The 18,930-nt window shown below is 61.9% G+C and carries 17 protein-coding genes; 10 read left to right on the forward strand and 7 right to left on the reverse strand.

Going from position 1 to position 18,930, the window contains the following annotated elements; translation table 11 throughout:
* Nucleotides 1-284 precede the first annotated feature (284 nt).
* The 3 genes from HMI59_RS25470 to HMI59_RS25480 form a co-directional block, all read right to left on the reverse strand.
* Complete coding sequence (locus HMI59_RS25470; protein ID WP_227471770.1) at nt 285-1,802, reverse strand: hypothetical protein; 1,518 nt, start codon at nt 1,800-1,802, stop codon at nt 285-287.
* 479 nt (nt 1,803-2,281) lie between these two features.
* The gene (locus tag HMI59_RS25475) at nt 2,282-2,536 is read right to left on the reverse strand and encodes a hypothetical protein (RefSeq protein WP_139770718.1); all 255 of its coding nucleotides are present in this window, start codon (nt 2,534-2,536) and stop codon (nt 2,282-2,284) included.
* Between the two features lie 62 nt (nt 2,537-2,598).
* Nucleotides 2,599-2,928: a helix-turn-helix domain-containing protein gene (locus tag HMI59_RS25480; protein ID WP_193594624.1), complete on the reverse strand. Its 330-nt coding sequence runs from the start codon at nt 2,926-2,928 to the stop codon at nt 2,599-2,601.
* A gap of 304 nt (nt 2,929-3,232) precedes the next feature.
* Here HMI59_RS25480 and HMI59_RS25485 point away from each other — a divergent pair, with 304 nt between their 5' ends.
* From HMI59_RS25485 to HMI59_RS25530, 10 genes are read left to right on the forward strand one after another with little or no spacing between them, the layout of a single operon-like run.
* Complete coding sequence (locus HMI59_RS25485) at nt 3,233-4,408, forward strand: hypothetical protein (protein WP_193594625.1); 1,176 nt, start codon at nt 3,233-3,235, stop codon at nt 4,406-4,408.
* Nucleotides 4,405-4,764, forward strand: a complete 360-nt coding sequence (locus HMI59_RS25490) for a hypothetical protein (RefSeq protein WP_227471760.1) — start codon at nt 4,405-4,407, stop codon at nt 4,762-4,764. Before HMI59_RS25485 ends, HMI59_RS25490 begins: the two co-directional genes overlap by 4 nt.
* Nucleotides 4,764-5,432 carry a hypothetical protein gene (locus HMI59_RS25495; RefSeq protein WP_193594626.1) on the forward strand — a complete coding sequence of 223 codons (669 nt, stop codon included), beginning with the start codon at nt 4,764-4,766 and terminating at the stop codon, nt 5,430-5,432. Before HMI59_RS25490 ends, HMI59_RS25495 begins: the two co-directional genes overlap by 1 nt.
* Nucleotides 5,433-5,453: 21 nt before the next feature.
* Nucleotides 5,454-6,953 (forward strand): hypothetical protein, encoded by a 1,500-nt coding sequence (locus tag HMI59_RS25500; RefSeq protein WP_193594627.1) that lies wholly within the window; start codon nt 5,454-5,456, stop codon nt 6,951-6,953.
* Nucleotides 6,954-6,956: 3 nt separating this feature from the next.
* Complete coding sequence (locus tag HMI59_RS25505) at nt 6,957-8,576, forward strand: hypothetical protein (RefSeq protein WP_193594628.1); 1,620 nt, start codon at nt 6,957-6,959, stop codon at nt 8,574-8,576.
* Nucleotides 8,576-10,159 (forward strand): ATP/GTP-binding protein, encoded by a 1,584-nt coding sequence (locus tag HMI59_RS25510; protein ID WP_193594629.1) that lies wholly within the window; start codon nt 8,576-8,578, stop codon nt 10,157-10,159. The genes HMI59_RS25505 and HMI59_RS25510 overlap by 1 nt, the downstream gene beginning before the upstream one ends.
* Nucleotides 10,160-10,173: 14 nt before the next feature.
* Nucleotides 10,174-11,997, forward strand: a complete 1,824-nt coding sequence (locus HMI59_RS25515; protein ID WP_193594630.1) for a type IV secretory system conjugative DNA transfer family protein — start codon at nt 10,174-10,176, stop codon at nt 11,995-11,997.
* Entirely contained in the window at nt 11,994-12,644 is a 651-nt protein-coding gene (locus HMI59_RS25520; RefSeq protein WP_193594631.1) for a hypothetical protein, read from the forward strand. The genes HMI59_RS25515 and HMI59_RS25520 overlap by 4 nt, the downstream gene beginning before the upstream one ends.
* Nucleotides 12,637-13,716 carry a peptidoglycan DD-metalloendopeptidase family protein gene (locus HMI59_RS25525; RefSeq protein WP_193594632.1) on the forward strand — a complete coding sequence of 360 codons (1,080 nt, stop codon included), beginning with the start codon at nt 12,637-12,639 and terminating at the stop codon, nt 13,714-13,716. Before HMI59_RS25520 ends, HMI59_RS25525 begins: the two co-directional genes overlap by 8 nt.
* Nucleotides 13,713-14,294, forward strand: a complete 582-nt coding sequence (locus tag HMI59_RS25530; RefSeq protein ID WP_193594633.1) for a hypothetical protein — start codon at nt 13,713-13,715, stop codon at nt 14,292-14,294. Before HMI59_RS25525 ends, HMI59_RS25530 begins: the two co-directional genes overlap by 4 nt.
* Before the next feature lie 98 nt (nt 14,295-14,392).
* On the opposite strand, the gene HMI59_RS25535 is transcribed toward HMI59_RS25530, so the two are convergent.
* The 4 genes from HMI59_RS25535 to HMI59_RS25550 all read right to left on the reverse strand — a co-directional run bounded on the left by HMI59_RS25535 (nt 14,393) and on the right by HMI59_RS25550 (nt 18,922).
* A complete protein-coding gene (locus tag HMI59_RS25535) occupies nt 14,393-15,556 on the reverse strand; it encodes a hypothetical protein (protein ID WP_193594634.1) in 1,164 nt (387 codons plus the stop codon).
* Between the two features lie 249 nt (nt 15,557-15,805).
* Nucleotides 15,806-16,438, reverse strand: coding sequence for an NYN domain-containing protein (locus tag HMI59_RS25540; protein WP_193594635.1), 633 nt, complete (start codon nt 16,436-16,438; stop codon nt 15,806-15,808).
* Nucleotides 16,439-16,494: 56 nt separating this feature from the next.
* The gene (locus HMI59_RS25545; protein ID WP_193594636.1) at nt 16,495-17,448 is read right to left on the reverse strand and encodes a hypothetical protein; all 954 of its coding nucleotides are present in this window, start codon (nt 17,446-17,448) and stop codon (nt 16,495-16,497) included.
* A gap of 61 nt (nt 17,449-17,509) precedes the next feature.
* Nucleotides 17,510-18,922, reverse strand: coding sequence for a HEPN domain-containing protein (locus tag HMI59_RS25550; protein ID WP_193594637.1), 1,413 nt, complete (start codon nt 18,920-18,922; stop codon nt 17,510-17,512).
* Between the last annotated feature and the right edge of the window lie 8 nt (nt 18,923-18,930).

The raw sequence follows: 18,930 nt of genomic DNA on the forward strand, positions 1-18,930 counted from the left end.
AGGTGTGGCCTGTCCCTCCGTCGACGTAGAGGAAGCAATACGTTCGGAGTGGATGGCTCACGCAGGACCTGCTGATGCAGTCAGAGAACTAGGAGCAGCCGCAGAAGCGCTCAAGCAGGCTCAGGAACGCCTTAAACGCAAAGTAGTTCAGGCCAGAGCGGCCGGCGTCTCCTGGGCATTAATCGGAGCCTCGCTGGGAATCACGAGACAAGCTGCGCATGAGCGCTGGGGACGCCAGTAGCTTTCCCCAACACGACCTGGCTTCGTTTTGGCTGTGGTGTGTTTTAGGCCGCGAACCATATGGCCGGCTCATCGTCTGGGGGAAGCCAATATTCGTCGCGCTCGGCATCGTACAGGTCTTTTTCATTCATGTGACCATCCCTAAAGCGATCGAGGTAGGCGTGCCAGGCAGCGCGTTCCCGTCGGTTACGTCCGATATGGGCTTGGTAATCGTCCAGAACTCCCAGCCGTGCCGCCAAGTTGGAAAGGTTCACCGCTGTGACTTTCCAGTGGCGGCCGTGGCGTTGGATCATGCCGAGGGTTTCCATCTCGGCCAGAGCGGCCGCGCAAGCGTTGCGGCTAATACCGCTGACGCGGACGATCTCGGCGGTGGTGGGGGAGTGCTGGCCACGTTCAATGGCCTCATAAACGAGAGCTGCGGGGTCGCCCAGTGCCCTGAACACGGGGCGGATGGCGTGAATTTTTCCTTTCCGCCAGGTCAGTTCCCTGGCAAGTTGTTGATACTGCTCAGGCAGTTGAATGAGGTAGACGTCGGCTGATTTCTGGCGCGCGTCAGCGATCTTGGTGAGGATCCCGTCGGAGGCTGCTGCGAGGATGGGCAACAGCCGGGCGATAGTGACGTGGTGCTTACCCATAGCCGCTGCCAAAGTCCGGCAACCAACGTCGAGAATGTCCGTTTCTTTGGCCCGCATGTAGCCCAGTAGTCCACGGATCAGCAAGCGAAGGCTCAGGCCTTCGCGGCCACGCTTCTGAAGACGGTGGTCAAGGACTCCGTAGAGAACATTTTCCAGGTCGTTCACGAGCTGGTACACACCAGCGACGCTGGATTTCCCCGCCCCCCCTGTGGTTAAAGTCTGGCTTGTGTTGTTAATAAGGGCACTCTTTTCCCCGTGTTTACGGGAAGCAGCTTTTGGTGGACTGGAGACCGTGCTGGTGAAGGTTTGGGCTTTGGCCCACTCGTAGGGCAGGAGCCGTGCCTGGCGTTCTGCTGATCCGTAGAGAGCGGCAAGGCCAGGGAATTGGCCGGCGAGCTCGTTCTCGACGTGCTGCAGAGACCAGCCGCAGGCGCTGAAGTGGTTCAGCACAGCCATGCGAGCTTCGGACGGGCTCTGGTACCTGGCCGTGTCGTACAGGCCGGTCCGGGCGACCCGGCGCAACGGGGACTCACTACCGGTACCCCATGGCAGTGCCGGCAACCCACCCGTACGCTGAGCGGCCACCGTCTTGGCTTCCCGGGCCTTCAACGCGCGCTTGCGGGCCAATTCAGGCGCCAACGCCGCACGCAACTCCACCAGGGTCCGCGTCGGGTTACGGCGACGCAGGATGTCATAAGCCTGAGACAGGGGAGTGATGAGTGTTTGGTGGCCGCCCGACTTGTGCGCCGAACCAGGCACACGGATACACCCATCGGTGATGTTCTGATGCGGGCTCGGGTCCAAACTCGTAGCCATCAAAGCCAAGGCCTCCACCAGTGCCCGGGCCTCGGCCGCCTCCATCCGGTCCTGTAGCGGAACGTATAGGTGACGGCCGCCGCTGGGGGAAAAGTCCTCCACAAACCTCATCCCACAGCCGAACAGGAGCTGGCCCACCCGTGCGGCGTCGGAATCTACGACTCCCTTTAGAGCTTTCGAGGTATCAAAGTCCAGGCACAACGTGGCAACACGGCCGTCCGCGCCGTGAATTGACACTGCCGCTGGGCGGTCCGGAAGGACTGGGGTAATTTTTGGTGCTCGCGCGGGGCGCGGGTATTGAAATTTCTGGCCTATCCAGCGGCCGAGCCGGTAAGAAGACTCGCCAGCGATCAAGGGAGCAAGATGCCATGCCTGTTGTGGTTTAGACGGCGTTCCGACACCCCTTGAGGCATGCGTTGACGCCAAGTCCACTTCGGGTACCATTTACAGCAGTTACCTTTCGTTTCGAAGGTACGAAAAAGGGAGCGTCCTCGCGAGAGGAAGCTTGAATAGTTCAGATCGAGGTCCCGCCAAGAACGAGATCTGAACACAGAACTTACTGAAGGCCCGCCTAGCGCGGGCCTTCCTAGTTAACTGGCCTCTGCCAAAGCAAATGCCTCCTCTTGCTGGGGTTGCTTATCGGCCAGGGCATCGAGGTCGATCTGGTCTAGAAGATTCATGACTTGGTTAGTAGTCCAGCGGCCTGGATGCATTCCAGTGATCTTTCCGATCTGCTGAAGCTTGGCCCAGTAGGCCGGCGGAAGTTGCACTGCTACCGTGTGGAAGTCCACGACACGGGTTCCTGGAGCTTTGGCTGGCCTGCCCGGACGCGCCTTTTCAGTCATGCGTTCATCCTCGAATGAGTTTTCTTTAAAACTCATCATTAAGGTGCGGCGTGTCGGAAGTTTTACTCCCCGCTAGTGGCTAGGCCGAGCGCTCGTCCCAGCTCGGCATAACGCTGTTCGACCTCGGCACGCACCAGCGTATAGCGCACTCTCCTGCCGTTGCGCTCCTCCGTTGCTGGCGGATCCTGAAGGACGACACCTTCATCCGCGAGCAGCTGGAGGTTATGTTTCGCCGTAGCCACGCCAATCTCCAGGGCGGTCGCCACTTCGCTCCGAGTAGCAGGCCCGTGCTCGTTCAAATAACCGACGATCGCAACCTTCGTGAGGTTGCTGAAAGCGTTAATGACCCGCTCCAGGGAGTTGGCTGTGTTGGGACGAACGTACCGGGGCATAGGGACAATCTTGCCGCACTGATTGATCAAGGTGCATAAATTGAGCATAGCGGGGAATTTAATTACTCGCTATGCTCAATAGCGAGCTTAGGTGACGAAACCCGTCACGGACTCGTGAAACCTGTCACTTATGAATGATGTGACATGCGAAGGCAGGCTGTCTCGGGCACAATCGGCCGCGCGACTGCTCCACGCGATGGACATTTTGTCTGGCCTCGCTGGTACGGGTGGAGACAGCTGTGTTTGTAAGGTGCAGGGCTGATTTGAGCCTTGTTTGGGGAACTAGGAAGGTGGGACCTTTCCAATGACAGAGTTGAACTTCCCGGGTGCTCGGCGCTCGGGCATGTATGTAGAAACAGAAGAACGGCCGGAGTCCGCACCCGTCGCAGCGGAGGCTTTCGAGGAGCCTGCGGACCCTTTTATCGAACCTGACGAGGTGGGGGACCCAGTTCCGGTCCCGGTGGGCAAGACAAAACAGGAAGCTCCGACTGTCCAGGCGACTGCATTCGAGCGGGTTACGATGCCAGACTTAGATGATGAGGACGCTGAACCGGTCGCCCCGGCTAAGGAAGGCTTCAACGGTTTCCTGAATCAGCTGTTCGGTGGGTTGTTGAGGCTTGCTCCGTCTGCCAAGGAACTGGCCGCGCGGGAACTCGCGGCGTCCCAGAGCCGCTTCGAAGACCTGATCCGACAGTCCACCTGGACCCGGGCTGTCGGCCTGCTCGTGGCCAACAAGAAGGGCACGGCTGGTAAAACCCCGCTTTCGATCCTTCTTGGCGGAGTGCTGGCAGCGATCCGTGGAGGGTCGGTAGCGATCCTGGAGACTTCGGACGATAAGGGCCAGCTCGCCTACCGCGCTGAAGGTGATCCCCAGCTTGGCATGGGAGAGCTCGTTGCCAATATCTCGACCGTCCGAACCCAATCGCAGCTGCGCGGCTATACGGTGACGCAGACAAGCTTTGCCTCAGTGATCGGCTCCACGCCCAAGTGGCGGCCGCCGCTGACCAAGGAGAACGTCCTCAAGGTGGCTTCGATTGTGGACGAGCACTTCACCATCCGTGTGATGGACACCGGTAACCAGTACAGCTCCGGCCCGTTCGGCGCTGCCGTGGAGGTCGCTGACGTACTCGTTATCCCCACCATGTTGGCCCAGGATGCTGTGTCCGAAGCCCTTGAACTGCTGGAGTTCCTGGAGCACCAGGGCGAGGACGCTGCCCGACTCGCGCGGAGCGCAATCGTGGTGATGATGTCCGACGGACGCCCCGAATTCAAACCCTCGAAATTGAAGAAGCAATTCATGGACAAAGGCATCGCTGAGGACCACATCTACTCGGTTCCCTACGACTCCCATGTCGCTGAACGCGGTGCACTCACCCTCGCCAAGCTAGCCCCGGCCACCCGGCAGGCCTTGACCGCCATCGCTGCTGGCGTTGTCGCCCAAACCAACCAGAACGTCTTTGAGAAGGATCAGAACCGATGAGCGTCATTCTTTCGACCCTGGCAGAACTGTCAACGACCGTGGACCCTTCCGCCATCGTTCAGGCCGGCCCGGTACCGATGATCGATAACCCCTTTCCCGGCATCCCTGACTTCACGTCCCTGGGCGGACGATTCACTGAGTGGTGGCAGCGTCTCTTCGCTGTGCTCTGGGGTCTGGCCATCATCATCGCCGGCGTCTACCTGATCATCGGCTTGGTTGCCATGGCCAAGGCTGATGCCAACAACCCCCACGCCCACGCGGAAGGCAAAAAGAAGGCCGGAGGAGCGGGCATCGGTCTGGCCTGCTTGGCAGGTTTCGGCGTCATCATCGGGGCGATCCTCGCGGTGGCGGGCTAATGGTTCGCCGTAGCTCGACTGCCACTACCCAGCGCGGATTCCCGCGCTGGGCATGGATCGTTGTCGCCGCCGCAGCAGTGATCGCCCTGGTTGGCGGAGTTGTCGCCTGGTACCAGGCCAACCCGCAAACCAGCGGACCTGCAGCAGCACCGTCCGCGACCAGCGACGTCGCCAACACACCCAACGGCTGCCTCGCAGGCAAGTCCAACGACGCCACCGGCCTCTTGAAGGCGCAGAAGGAAGCACCGCACAACGAAGCCGGAGCGGTTGGATTCGCGGCCGCCGTCCTCCGGTGGATCGCCCAGTACCCCCGTCCGAGCGTTGCCGATGGGACTAGGGTGTCTGGAACCATCCTCGCGGAGGGTGCAACGGGGACAGTAGCGAACTTGGCCGCGAACTTGGCGGCAGCTAAGCCTCTTCCCGGGGTTAATTCCGGATCAGTGAACTTCGCTGATGGAAGATTCGCAATCGAAGAATCGACCGCCGACATGGTACGCGTTACCGTCGGCGGGACCGAAGTCCGTAATGGAAAGCCGACCGGTCAGAAGATTGCTTCCACCGTCACGGTTGTCTGGGAAGAGAACTCGTGGAAGGTCCGCAGCGACGGAACCGAGCGGACTCTTGATGAACTTTTCGCCGATGGTTCCGCGTTTTCCGGGGGGTGCTGATCCATGTTCATGCAGATTCCGATGGAAGATAAGGCAGATGGTGGAGGGCTTGTAGGCGGTTTGATTGATGCTGCCGTGGGAGCCGCCAATGCTGCGAAGCCTGCCGCTGATGCCATTAGCGGTGCGGTGAATTTCGCCGCTGATCCTCTGGGCTCTATCTTCACTGCCACCCGCGCAGGGGCCCAGGGCCTGGCGAAGGATCTCGTGCCAGCCTTGGCCCACGCGACAGAACCGGATCTAACGGCCTACTGGTTCATCAAGGCGTATGCGATCAGCTTTGCCCTTTCGATCATCGTCTGGGGCTTCTTGCTGCTGTTTCAGTTCGTCGAGGTTGCCCGCGGCACCCTGGCGGGCCAGGAATTCCTCGAGGTCCTGACGACAAAGACCGGTTTGTTCTTCGGCGGGGCTATTTTTGGGCCTCTGATCGGGGTCATGATCGTGAAGGCTCTGGGTGCCCTTTCGGACAGTCTTATCAACTGGGGGATCGTGTCCTCGTCCGAGCGGATGCTCGACACCATGGATTCGATGCTCAAAACCGACGCCGCCGCGATACCGGGCGGGGTGATCGTGGGCATTCTCCTGATGGTCTGCATGATCATTGGCCTGTTCGTGGTTGTCATCATGCTGGCCGTCATGCTGGTGACCCTGTATTTTTCGGGCGTTATGGCCCCACTGGGCATGGTCTGGTTCACGTCGGCCAAGCACGGCTCGTTCGGCCGGAAGATTCCGCTGTTGTGGTTCGGGATTCTTGCCTGCCACCCGCTGCTGTTCTTCATGCTCGGCATCGCCTATAACATGATTGCCGCGTCGGCGTCCTGGATGAAGTGGAGCGATGGGTTGGGAACGCTGATGAACATCATCGCGTCCTTTATCGCGCTGATGATCGCGGGGCTGGCTCCCATGATGTTGCTGAAGTTCGCCCCTGTCATGCCTGCGGGTGCGGCTGGCCAGAACGGCCCTTCGCTGACTCCTCCGCAAAAGGAGTACGGGCCCCAGAGCCTGCGGGACGCGAAAAACATGAACCGCGGTGACTCTGCCGGGAGCGATCCGACCGACATGGATTCATCGACGGCAGGTCAGGGATCGGCTTCCCAGGATCAGGCACGGTCCCAGGATGAAGGCTCCCTTGTCCGTAAGCTCCGGGAACTGAACGGCGGCTCTCCGGCCGATGCGGGATCCACCCCTGATACTCCTGCAGCAGCGACTGCCGGTTCTTCGACTGAACCGGGTAGCAGTGGCTCCACGACCGGTACCGGGGTTCCTAAGCCCGGTGTTGGTGCCGGGGCTGGGGCCGGTGGCGCGGCCGCCGGGAGTGCTGAGGAGATGGCCGCGGCGGGTGCTGCTGAGTCGTCGACCGGTGTCGGGGCAGCGATTGGTGTTCCTACTCTCCTTGCCGCGGGTGCCATGGCGGCGGCGGAGAAGGCCAAGGAAGCAGGCGAGACAGCTACGCGTCTCGGTGCGGCCGGGGGAGAGTACGCGGCTGGCGGAATGGAAGACGAAACCGAACGGTACGGGAGATAAACGATGGCTACACGATTCATTGGTGGGGAATCGGGGCACCGGAGTTTCTTTGGTGGCATCAAGTCCAGAACGCAACTGGTTGGTTTGGCTGTGTGCGTTGTGGGCGGCTTCTTCGGAACGATGTTCACCGGCTGGCCGGCCCTGGTAGCTGGAGTGTTGGCGACCGTGGTCGTGTACCTGGCCACTGCCTCCACGCACCGCGGCTCCTACTGGGAGCGGCGCAAGCGCCGGGACCGTTGGAAGGAACGGCAGAAAGCCGGCACCGACCGGTTCATCCCCTACAGCGCAGCTGCATGGGAGGAGGCCAGCGCACTGGCGGACATGACCAGGAACAAGGACGAAAAGACCAGGATCATGGCCGCTGTCCGGTCCCGTCCGGACGGGGCCGATGGCATGGGCTGGCTTGATGCCCGGACTGGAAAGCCCGGGGTTGCCTGGCATGCGCCAATCGGTGAACAACCGTACCTGTCGGTCGCGTTCGAAGTCTCCGGGCAGCTGCGCGGGGCAGAATCCCAGCGCAAGCAGGACCAGGCCCAGGCGGGCTTTGGTTCGATGCTGGCCGGGTTCGCCCCGGCGTCCAAACTTGTCAGCGGCGTCCAGGGCCTCACCCGTGTCCTTCCACCGGACCTGGCCTTGAACGAAGCGTGGGTTCAGGACCACCTCTCCGCCGACGCCCACCCTAAAGCCGTCGGCTCTTACCAGGAGGTTCTTGAACGGACCGGCCGGGGCACGTTCGTGCAGCGGCACTTGGTGGTCGGCCGCTGGCCGCTGACACCGGATTTCTACACCACGGCAGCCCGGTACGGGGCGGGCCGGGACGGCTGGCGACGGCTGATGGACGCCGAAATTTCCTCCCTTGCCCGCGCTTTGCGGGCCGCGAAGCTCGGAACGGTCCGCCCGCTGACCGCCCGCGCCGTGGTGGCCATGATGCTGCACCAGCAAAACCCGTCGCGGCCACCGCTGATGGTTTCCGGCGTCAAAGCCGATCAGATGGGCCTGCCGTCCCAGGACCAGTGGAACTCCACCTGGGTCAAAGGAACCAACCCGATCACCGGCAAAGAGGTCGTCTGGGGCCACCGGACGGCGATGATCACCGCAGAGAACATGGAGACGGGGGAAAGGACCCCGTACTGGCTGCTGTCCTTGCTGCACAACGCCGGCTCCGGGGCGCGCACGTTGAGCTTCCAGCTCGAAACAGTGCCCGCAGATCAGGCCCGCCAGTTGGCATCAAAAGACGTCGTGCGGGACGAGGCTGCGGTGATCGCGAAGAAGAAGAAGGGCCAACTGGTTGACCCCGCAACGGACGTGAACCTGAAATCGGCGAGGGCCCGGGGCGCGGACTTGATGCCGGGTACCGGTCAGCATGGCGTGAACTGGGTTGGTTTCATCACCATTTCCGCCCAAACTCAGGCCGGCCTGACCGAAGCCGCCAGCCGTCTGGAGGAAACCGCCGGGCAGTCGGCCGGGATCCAGAAACTTGAATGGCTGGACTCGTACCAGTCCGCGGCTGCCGGGGCCACGTGGCCGATCTACCGGGGCACCCGTCCGGCGACACCGACGCTTGGAGCCAAGATGATGAACCAGCTTGCCGGACGTGGCGAGAAGGAAGAGAAGGTGGCCTGATGGGCCCGGTCGATCAACTTAGCAAGGAAGCCATCACTGAACCCCGCGAGTTGGGCTTTCCCCTGATTCCCGAAGCGGAACAGAAAGTCGTTATCGATGGTCCCGGCGCGAAGGGGTCCTGGATCCAGCGGGTGCCGATCGTGGGCGGCATCCTCAGAACTTTTTCCGCTCCGGTCATCGAAGAGGTCCAGGTCCTGGAGTCGGGGGAGTGGCCCCCGTACACGGAACAGGGCACCCGGTTGCGGGTGAACGAGCGCAAGGCCAAGAACGGGTTCTACGCTCCGGCGTTCCAGGGCGCTCCGACGACCACCCGGCAGGCCGAGATCCTGAACACGGCCCTGATCGCCGCTCCCACGGGTGTTGAAGGAGTGGCCGCGGGCCGGGACGTGCTGTCCCAGACGGCCATCAGCAAGGACCCGTTCACCGATTACAACTCGATCCCGCGACGGATCACCTCAACGAACGTCCTGGTCGTTGGTGACGTCGGAGCCGGGAAGTCCGCCTACACCAAAACGGTGTACGTGATCCGCCCGCTGATCCTGCGGCACCGCCGCGCCGTGGTCTTCGACAAGAAGAACGAAAAGGGCGAGGGCGAATACTCACCCATCGTGCGGGAGTTCGACGGGGACCACATCAAGTTCCGCATGGACGGCACCGGCGTCATCTTCAACATCATGGACCCCGCCATCTCAGGGGTGAACGATGACGGCCTGAACAACCAGCTCGTCTACCTGAACACCGTCCCGGCCCTGATCCGCGACGGTCACGGGCCTGACGAATGGGAACGCAAAGCCCTGCGTCTGGCGTACCGGACCATGCTGCAGAACTTCGAAGACGGCCGAACGCCGACCACGGCGGACCTGCATGACCTACTTGGCGTCATCAACCCCGCCGATCCCACCTTGGCCGGCATGAGCACGGCCACGCTGGAACGGCTCCACGAAGCAGGCATCTCGATGCGGTTCTGCTTCAACGAACTCCTCGAAACCTATGGGTCGATCTTCGACGGCGAAACGTCCAAGGACGTGCGGCTGAACAAGACCCTGACATCGTTCGATATTTCCCAGCTGCCTGACACCGGCCCGGCCATTCCCATGGTGATGGGCCTGGCGAACCTGTGGCTGCTGGGCACGGTCCGCCGCCCCGAATACCGGGGCATCCGGACCAACGTGATCAACGAAGAGGCCGGCCACATCCTGGGCGGCCCGCTGGCCGTCCAGCAGCGCTCCAACATCAAGCTCTCCCGCGGCCTGGGGTTGTCGAACATCTACAACATCCACAAGGGCGCCACCGACGTGCCCCCGGGATCCCCGGGCATGGCCGTGATCGAAGAGGCCCAGACAGTGCACATTTTCCGGCAGGACAAGCCCGAGGCCGCCCAGTGGTGTGTCAGGACGTTCGGGCTGAACCCGGACTCCGCGAACGACATCATGGTCCTGCGCAACGGACACCACCTGCTCAAATCCGGCGCGGACGCACCCGAAGTGGAAATTGAGCACGTCCGCTCCGGCTGGGAAGTGGAAATGACCGACACCGACTCGGCACTACGCGAAACCGACTCCGCGTACGCGGACGTGGCCTAAAAAGGGGAAAAGCCATGAGCGAGAACATCACCGTAGAAAAGCACAGCCCGTCCGGTTCCACAGTGAAGAAGACTGAGCGTGAACTGATTGTCCTGGCCATCCTCTCCGCCGGGCTCTGGCACGTGGCCCTGGTCTGGACGACGGGTCTGGCCTTCTCTAACTGGATGGAGACCTGGAAGGCGCTGCTCGGCTCGATCATCGGGTTGGTAGCCCCCGGACGGGCCACGTCCCCGGTGGCCGTGAACGGCAACCCCGCCGATCAGTGGGGCTGGCCCCTCACCGTCTGGATCATTCTGGTCGTGCTGCTCATCGCCGCCTACATCGGTGCCCTGTTCGGCCTCAAAGCCCTCCGGGCCCGGCGCAGGAAGGCCAAGACGGGCGAGAAGGGCCTGAGCACCGCCAAAGGGCTCAAGTCGCGCATCGAGGGCGCTGAGAAGTCGTCCCTGGCCCCTGCGGTGTATGTCCTTGACGGCACCGAGATCGCCATCCGCACCGAAGACACCGCCTGCACCGTGGCCCCGCCGAAGTGGGGAAAGACCACCTACATGGTCGCCGGGATGGTGGCTGACGCTGCCGGTGCCGTGATCACCACCAGCACCCGCCCTGACGTGCTGCGCCTGACCGTGGGCGTGCGGAAGGACCTGGGCACGGTCTACGTCGCGGATTTCGACGGCCTGAGCCAGTACCCGCACAAGATCCGCTGGCACATGGTCGGTGGCTGCGAGGACCCCCAGGTGGCCTCCGAACGGGCCGCGGCCATGGTCAACGCCATGCCACGGACCGGCGCCCCGTCCTCGGCTGACCGGTACTTCGATTCCGGGTGTGTGATGATCCTTGAAGCGTTCCTGCACGCCGCCGCGCTGAAAGCCGGCGGATCCATGCGTGACGTGATCCGGTGGTCGCAGAACTTCGCTGAGCACGAACCGGCCAACATCCTCCGCTCCAAGTCCCGCTCGGTGAAGACCTGGGCCGGGAACCTTGATGAATGGTGCCGGCAGAACAACCCGGACACCATCGGTAACACCAAGACCACCCTGGGCAAGATCACCGGCCCGATGAAGAACGAGAACGTTCTGTCCATGCTGTGCGCGACAGAGGACGATCCCGGCATCGACCTGAACACCTTCACCGACGCACCCAACAGCCTGTACTGCCTCACCCGTGTTTCCATGAACGCCTCCACCGCACCGATCGTGACCGCACTGGTCGAATCCTTGGTCCAGGCGGCGATCCGGAAGTCCGGGTCCCTGGCCTCCGGGAAACTGAACGTTCCGCTGTCCGTGGTCCTGGATGAAGCGGCCAACACCTGTGCCCTTCCGTCGCTGCCGTCGCTGATGTCCGAAGGTGGCGGCAACGGCATCCACACCTCCGTGTTCGTCCAGACCTACTCACAGCTGGTGAACCGGTGGGGCGAGGAAGGCGCGGAAACGATCTTCGACTCGGCGGCAGCGAAAACCATCTTCGGCGGTATCTCGGACGTGAAGTTCCTGACCAAGATTTCCGATCTGATCGGCAAGCACTGGGTGGAACACACCTCCACGTCATCATCGACCGGCAAGGACGGGGTGCCATCGGTCAGCACCTCCAAGACCAAGCAGCTCGACACGAAGATGCGCGTCGATGAGATCCGCAAGCTCTCCCAGGGCAAGGTCCTGCTGATGTACCGGGAGATTGAAGCCGTCGTCAACGTCGTTCCCTGGTGGGAACGGCCCGACAGCGCAAAGTTCAAAGCCTCCCGCGTGTGGTGCCTGGAACAGGAAGGCATCACCGCCGAGACCGCAGCACAGGCCGCCGCCGAAGAGACCGAAGCCGAAGCGAACCTGGCAGCCGCGTCGTGAGCAGCGAACCATTCCCCAAGGGCGGGGCACCGGACGGGGCACCGGTCCCGGCGGGGGTGGACACCACCACGGGCGAACTGACAGGCGAAGGGCCGGGTCTGGCGGATGTCCTTCCCGAGGTGCTGGACCGGCTGGACAGCGTCGAAGAGCTCGCCGCGAACCTGTTCGAGGAACTGACCAGTTATCCCGCTGGTGGGCCGTGGTTCTGGAAGGAGCTGAAGCCCGAGCAGCGCAAGGAACTGTGGGCGGAGCTGGACACCTTTGTCGTGTGGCTGCAGAACCGGATCCTGCGTCACTGGTCCAACTCCGAAGGCTGGATCCCGGCCTGCTGGTACCGCCACCCCGATGCGGTGGAGCTGCTGACCGCGCTGATGGTGGCCCACAAAGCCGCCTACGGGGCGAAGTCGAAGAAGCCAAGCTTTGAGCTGACCGAATGGTTCAGCCGCGGGCTGTGGCCAACAATGGAGACCTTCAAGCAGCGCAGCACCTTCAAGTACTGCCTGGAGAACCAGAGCCACGCCGACTCGACCAGCCAGGGATTGGAACTCCGCACCGAAAGCGAAGATTTCGAAGCGTTCGTGGACGAAGACACAACCAGCACCGACGGCGCCCACACGGAAAACCAGGCGGAACCGGCCGATGCGTAAGGTCCTCTTCGTCCTGGCCCTGCCGATCCTGGTTGTCATCGCCCTGGTCGGTGTCGCGCTGATCTCCGTGGGCGGGAACGCCTCCCCGGCGCAGGCTGCCGCGTGCGTGAACGTCAACGGGACAACCTTTAACGAGAAAGAAGTACCCAACGGCTGGGGGCCACTCGTGTCCAAGGCCGCCGGCGTCGCCGGTGTGCCCGCGTCGGTCCTCGCCGCGCAGCTGGAGGCCGAAAGCAACTGGAACCCCAACGTCACCTCCCCGGTCGGGGCATCGGGCCTGGCACAGTTCATGCCCGGCACGTGGGCCACCTACGGCCAGGGCGGGGACATCCGGAACCCGGCCCACGCGATCGCCGCCCAAGGCCGGTACATGGGAGCGCTGGTCAAGCAGCTGCTTCCGCTGGCCAAGGCAAGCAACCAGGACATCATCAAGCTCGTCCTGGCCGGTTACAACGCCGGTCCCGGCGCGGTCGAGACCCACAAGGGCATCCCGCCGTACGCGGAGACCCGCGCCTACGTGGACAAGATCATGGACACCGCCCAAACCAAGTACGGCGAGTCCTGCCCGGCCAGCGGCGTTGAAATCGGGGCCCTGAACGGCAAATGGTCCCACCCGCTGCCCGGATCGACGTTCACCTCCGGGTACGGGCCACGGCCAACACCTCCCGGCACGCTGAACATCGGCGGGAACTTCCACTACGGCATCGACTTCTCCACCCCAGGGGCCGGCGGAACCGTTGTGGCCGTGATGGACATGAAGATCGTCATCGCCCACGAACTGCAGTCCAGCAGCGGAACCTGGGTCGCCGGTGTCAGCCTCGACGGCAAACTCACGGCCACCTACTCGCACATGGCCGCCGGGTCATTGCGCGTGAAGGAAGGCGACACGGTATCGGCCGGCACACCCCTTGGTACCGAAGGTGAGACCGGCAACGTGGCAGGGCGGCACCTGCACTTCGAAATGTACTCCGGCGCCCCGGTGGACCCCCGCCTGGGCGCGGTGGATCCCAAGTTGGGCGAAGTGAAACCCATTGACCCGACACCCATCCTGAAAGGCAAGGGCGTTCTATGAGGCTCCCCAAGACACTCGCCGTCATCGTCGTGGCAATGGCACTGCCCCTTGCCGGATGCGGCCAAGAAAGCCAACCGTCCGCGCCAACACCGACTGCAACGGCGACACCGAGACCGGCCGCCATGGACGACACGGTGAAGCAGCTCCTCGAGGTGGACCGGAGGAACCCGGACAAAGTAGCGGCCGCGTTCGCCGAACTCATCACCCGCTGGGAAGTCGCGACCGACAGGACGGAAACGGCCGCCGCGGTCCGGGCGCACCCGTTAATGATCCCCGCCCTGGCCAAGCGGACAGTAGAGCCACAGCGGAACGCCTCACAGGCGTTATGGCTTGAGCTGGCCCCGCTGGGGGCCTTCTCCGAACCCACGATCGGCCCTGGCGTACCCATCGATGGGGAGGAAGGCACGGACACCGAGGACGTGGCCTACCGGAACTTCACCGCCACGTGGACGTGGCGCGACGCCGACGGAAAGCACCTGAAAGCGGACAAACGGAAACGCAACATCTTCCTGGTCCTCACGCGCAGCAACGGTGCGTGGTCGGTGGCTGACTACGTCACCGAAGACCTCGCCGCCTGAGGAAGGACGACCCATAGTCTCGGAGGGCCGGCAGCCCTCCCACCTTCTGCCGGTCCTTCGTTCCTCTCCGTCAAAGGGAGTGGGGGCCATCGCCCTGGTTATCGCTGATAGCCGGGGCGGTGGTCTTTTTGTTGCCTCGGGGCAGCCGTCTCGGGGCGGTTCTCCGCGGCGGCCGCGCGCTGTTGGCGCAGCTGCTCCAACGCGTCTTTGACCTTCTGGGATCCTTCGGGCTTCATGATGGTCTGCGCCGCTTGGGTGATGGCCTCTTCCGTGCGCGGTTTCGCCGGTGCACCTGGTTGGCGTGACTGCCTGAGGTAGGCGTTCGCGGCCGCGACCAGGCGGCGTGGTTCGTTGGTGGCCACGGCCAACGTCACCTCCTGTTCCACGGTCTTCCCAGCGGCTCCGGCGATGCGCCGGATCCGGGCCAGAGCTTCGCTTTCGGAGCCGTCAAACACTACACTTGAGGCAGAAGCAACAGCGGGCCCTCTGCCCCGGCCACGGCCGGATTCATGGGAGACAGTCTGCTGGACCCCCGGACTTTGCTGCGGCAGATGGGGGTTGCTTCGTTTAACAGACACATCCGCGCCGTCCACGTGCAGCACCGTGGAGATGTCCTGCAGAGGTTCGAACCATTGCTTATCGCCGACAGCCAAGTTCCGGCGGAAAGCCCACACGCTCAGATCCGCCGCCCACAACAGCGGCTCCCTGCTCGGGGATGTGTGATGGACATGCACGAGACGATCGATGCTGCCGGCGGAACGCAACTGCTTGAGTACGTTGGCGTCGTCGGCGTCTCCGCCCGGGTGCGCACGGGCGTTGCGGGACTCGACCACCAAGAGCCGTACAGCGTTCGGGCCGGAACCGCGCGTGAGCTCCTTCGTCAAAGCGCCCAGGCACTCATGCCGTGCGGTCTTCATGGAAGGATCGTCTTTGCGGATCTGGGTCTGCACGGTGACGATGTTGTACTCCGCGGCGCCGGCAATGTACTCGATCATCTCCTTGATGACCCGTTTCCCGGCCGGGGTGCGGTACGCCTCGGTGGTGTGCCAGTAAGTGCTCCCGGGAATGTCCATCAGGACATCCCGGACAAGGGCCCCCTGGTCACGGCCAACGATGACTGCCGACATCGAATAAAACGGCCGTTCATCCGTGTGCAGCGGCTCCCTATAGGACTCATCAATGAAGGCCACAGGGCCTGTCGTGGTCCGGTACAGCTCCGCCAGCGGCCTGTCCTTCAGGCCGAAGCCATGCATTCCCCCCATGCCCTGCCTTCTTCGTCCGAAAGCTAAAGCCTACCGGCAGGTCCGGATCTGGCATTTGGCGCTCTTTTCGTGGCCGAGAAGCCTCTAAAAGGCTGTCAAGGGCTTGACATCGACATAATGCATGGGGTTCCCAGATTTGACACTTGCTCTATACCACGACAGTATTTACACATAACCCCAGTCCGCTTCGGCGGCTGGCCGCGAGACTCCTTCGGGAGTCTCTGCTTTTTAACCAGCTTCTCTTGGGGGTTACCAGCCAGCAGGTTTTGTAATTTTCCCGTTCCCGTCGCTAATCACGTCGGGGAACTGGTTCGCTTGAAGGGCACCAACACGGATGTCCCTGACGAAATCGGGCTTACACCTCATCAGAGATTTGCTGACCTTCTCATATGTCTTGGCGATACCGATGTGCTTGCGCAAAAGGGTCTTCGTCATGCGGAGTGGTTCAGTCAGGTCGGAATCGTTACTGACCACCAAATAGACGTCTGCATCGTCCCGGAAGGCGTCCATCATGAGGTGGGCGGCCAGGTTCACGTCCGAGCCCTTTTCCTCGGTCTTGATGACTTCCACGGTGCGTGGGACCGCATTGGGGTCCGACAGCTTCATCCGCACGTTGTGAACCGTGTACTGACCATAGTGAATGGTGACCTTCGGCAGCGTGGCCAGTGCGCGAAGATAGGCGCTCTGCCGCGCAGGGGCCTGAGGGTCATCAGTACGTGCTTTCACCCGGGCCGTGAAGTACTTGACGCGCTTGACCTCGTAGCCCGGCATCAGGTCTTCAAAGAGACCCTGAAGGTTCAGCCATTTGTATGGCTGTCCCTTGAGTTTGCCGTAGTACAGGTTGAAGCCATCGATGTAGACGTTCACGGTCGGATTTGCCATAGGTTGATGCTAGCCGGAAGATCCAACTAGCCCGTGATCCGCAGTTACTTGCCGAATCAGTCATCTTGTTCGGCGTGGGTCCGTAAGAGGTGAACACCATCGGCGGCCGTGCTGGCCACGCCTAGCTCGTCTTCGACTATGAAAACCTGGCTTAGACGCCCCTCGCACCGCCCAGATTCGACGATCCAGGTATTGCCGCTCGGGACCAGCCTTCCCATAACCTGCCCGGTAGAGGTCCATTCGACGCTGAGCGTTCCGTCGCTGATGTTGGAATTAGTGACGAGTGGCCCATATTGAATCTGGCCTGGGACGCCCGTTCTAACCCCTTTCAATGTCTGGCCGGTGGGGCCGACCCGGTAAAAGTTGCAGCGGGGATAGCCGTCTTTATCTTTCGAGAGAACCCTGAAGTTGACGCCGTGTAGGTGCCCATGGTCGGTTACGCGGCCGCTGAAATCGTAGGGGTCCTCGGGGTTGTCTCCGGGGATCGTCGGGCCGTCCTTCTCCGGCATTTCTATCTGATCCGTGGGTGCACTGATATGGATTTCCGTCATTGGTCCTTGGCCTCGGCTGCCAATGCCCGAGTAGTCCGTAAGAGAGAACCAGTCGCCATCCAAGGGAGAGTCCGGTAGGTAGCTGATCGTGAACTTGGTGGAGGTGGCGTTTCGTCTAGCTACTTCTGCCAGAGCTTCCTCCACGCCCCGGATCACGAGAGCCTCCCGTCTCGTTTTGTCGTAGACCCGAATGCCGGATAGCCATATAGCGAGCCTTTTCAGGGGCCTAGATATGCTGAAGATCAACCTTCGTGTTTGCCTTACGGCCAGAAGAATAACGACCACTACACCCACAACGAACGGTGCCACGTCCCGCCCGAAGGCAGGATTCTGGGGTCCGGAAACTGTCCCGGTCCAGATTGCTACGAAGTACGCAATGACCCCCGCACCTACGACTCCACCTATTGCGCCGGCAGCGGAGTTCTGGACGATACCGCTCTTCTTCTGCTGATGATTCACTTTGGAATCCTAGCGCCCAGTCACCTAGGACAACGGCGTGCATTCCTCAGGCCGGACGCCATTACGTGTCTACTTCGTAACCGCCGTTCTCATGGTCACTGCTGTCGGATCCCGCTGCGGTGAATGTTCCCAATGCACCCGGCTCACCCCAGATATGCTCTTCGTCCATGTTGGCAAGGGCATACATGAAGCTCTGGGATTTCTTCACTGCCTCCCTGAGGTCCTCGGGGGAAACCATCTCAAGGAGAATTCGGAGGATCAGGATCCATTTACAGGAGGTTGTGGCAACGAAGTAGGGACCGAGTTCGGCATTACCGAAGGTCCCAAGCAGCTGGTGGCTCTGGTCGTTGCGGATCTTCTTGACGATCGCGAGCCACGACTCCAGTTCCGGTCCACAAACACCTGGGGCAACCTCCAATACTGGATTTACCAGTTGAACGAGTCTCTCGTGATAGCTGGGTTGGTCCACATGACTCAGCGCGTCCCGCAGGACCTTCTCCGCGGCACTTTGATCTGTGAGGCCTTCATTTGCCAGCGCCTGGGCGCCAGCCAGGCGTGCGGCCTTCATGGCACGCTCTACCCCTCGCACGCTCACTTCATGGAACGGGCGCTCGTTGCTGTGCAGCCTGCGATGCAGGCCTTCCAACGCCGTCAGCAAAACCTGTGCTTCGACCTGCACAACAGTTGGTTGGAGGTTGGCAATGTAAGGGAACGGCTCAAGTTTGGCCGCCAGTGGCAGCCATGAGGCCATTTGCTCCAGCCCCAGCTTTCCTAGGGGTAGCAAAGCGCTCGACCGGAGGAGCTTTTGTTCTTCTTCCTCCTTGTGGACGTACGAACACCACCCGTGCTCCACAAGGAAGATCTCGGTCACCAGTGGCATGGGTGCTTCTTTTCGGGTCCAGAGGCCAATAAGCTGCGCAGCCGACGACTGGACATTCTGTGTCAGCACTTCCAAGGGCGTCGGGGTTCCGGCCATGAAAGTCAGGCCGGCATTCCGGTCATGTTCCCACGGTGCCAACTGCCCTGGAATGGGGCCAGCGACCTCCGTTTCTGTTGTCCAGTTGACCGTCGAAGCAGAAACTGGCCAGGACCAGCGAATCCCCTCAACTTCTTCATCCTCACCTGATATGTGAGCCCCATGCAGGCGTCGGTGGCCCTCGAATAGCTGGCGGCTGTGAAAGGTGAAGTCGGGGCCTGGCTGCATATGAGCGTCCAGGAAGGTAATCAGCGATCCATCGCTGAGGCGGCCGAAAATCACGCGTGCCGAAAAGTCTGCTGCGATTTGATCCGGAGCGACACCGTACCTAATGGCGCCATCAGAGATCTCAACCTGCTTCGGCATAAAGCAGAAATCAGACAACCCGAGAGCGTAACCCTCTTCCGTGTACTTCAGTGTGCCAGCAATCTCTTTGCCGTCCCGGATCCAAAAGACGCCCGCTTCCGCTTTGTGTTCGGGAAAAACTTCATCGGTCATTGTGCTCC

Origin of the sequence: Paenarthrobacter sp. YJN-5 (assembly GCF_015040095.1) — a bacterium.
GTDB classification, from domain to species: domain Bacteria; phylum Actinomycetota; class Actinomycetes; order Actinomycetales; family Micrococcaceae; genus Arthrobacter; species Arthrobacter ureafaciens.

Coding starts and splice junctions, on each gene's coding strand:
- HMI59_RS25470 (WP_227471770.1), bottom strand. CDS start 1,802: ATGAGGTTTGTGGAGGACTTTTCCCCCAGCGGCGGCCGTCACCTATAC.
- HMI59_RS25475 (WP_139770718.1), bottom strand. CDS start 2,536: ATGACTGAAAAGGCGCGTCCGGGCAGGCCAGCCAAAGCTCCAGGAACC.
- HMI59_RS25480 (WP_193594624.1), bottom strand. CDS start 2,928: ATGCCCCGGTACGTTCGTCCCAACACAGCCAACTCCCTGGAGCGGGTC.
- HMI59_RS25485 (WP_193594625.1), top strand. CDS start 3,233: ATGACAGAGTTGAACTTCCCGGGTGCTCGGCGCTCGGGCATGTATGTA.
- HMI59_RS25490 (WP_227471760.1), top strand. CDS start 4,405: ATGAGCGTCATTCTTTCGACCCTGGCAGAACTGTCAACGACCGTGGAC.
- HMI59_RS25495 (WP_193594626.1), top strand. CDS start 4,764: ATGGTTCGCCGTAGCTCGACTGCCACTACCCAGCGCGGATTCCCGCGC.
- HMI59_RS25500 (WP_193594627.1), top strand. CDS start 5,454: ATGGAAGATAAGGCAGATGGTGGAGGGCTTGTAGGCGGTTTGATTGAT.
- HMI59_RS25505 (WP_193594628.1), top strand. CDS start 6,957: ATGGCTACACGATTCATTGGTGGGGAATCGGGGCACCGGAGTTTCTTT.
- HMI59_RS25510 (WP_193594629.1), top strand. CDS start 8,576: ATGGGCCCGGTCGATCAACTTAGCAAGGAAGCCATCACTGAACCCCGC.
- HMI59_RS25515 (WP_193594630.1), top strand. CDS start 10,174: ATGAGCGAGAACATCACCGTAGAAAAGCACAGCCCGTCCGGTTCCACA.
- HMI59_RS25525 (WP_193594632.1), top strand. CDS start 12,637: ATGCGTAAGGTCCTCTTCGTCCTGGCCCTGCCGATCCTGGTTGTCATC.
- HMI59_RS25530 (WP_193594633.1), top strand. CDS start 13,713: ATGAGGCTCCCCAAGACACTCGCCGTCATCGTCGTGGCAATGGCACTG.
- HMI59_RS25535 (WP_193594634.1), bottom strand. CDS start 15,556: ATGGGGGGAATGCATGGCTTCGGCCTGAAGGACAGGCCGCTGGCGGAG.
- HMI59_RS25540 (WP_193594635.1), bottom strand. CDS start 16,438: ATGGCAAATCCGACCGTGAACGTCTACATCGATGGCTTCAACCTGTAC.
- HMI59_RS25550 (WP_193594637.1), bottom strand. CDS start 18,922: ATGACCGATGAAGTTTTTCCCGAACACAAAGCGGAAGCGGGCGTCTTT.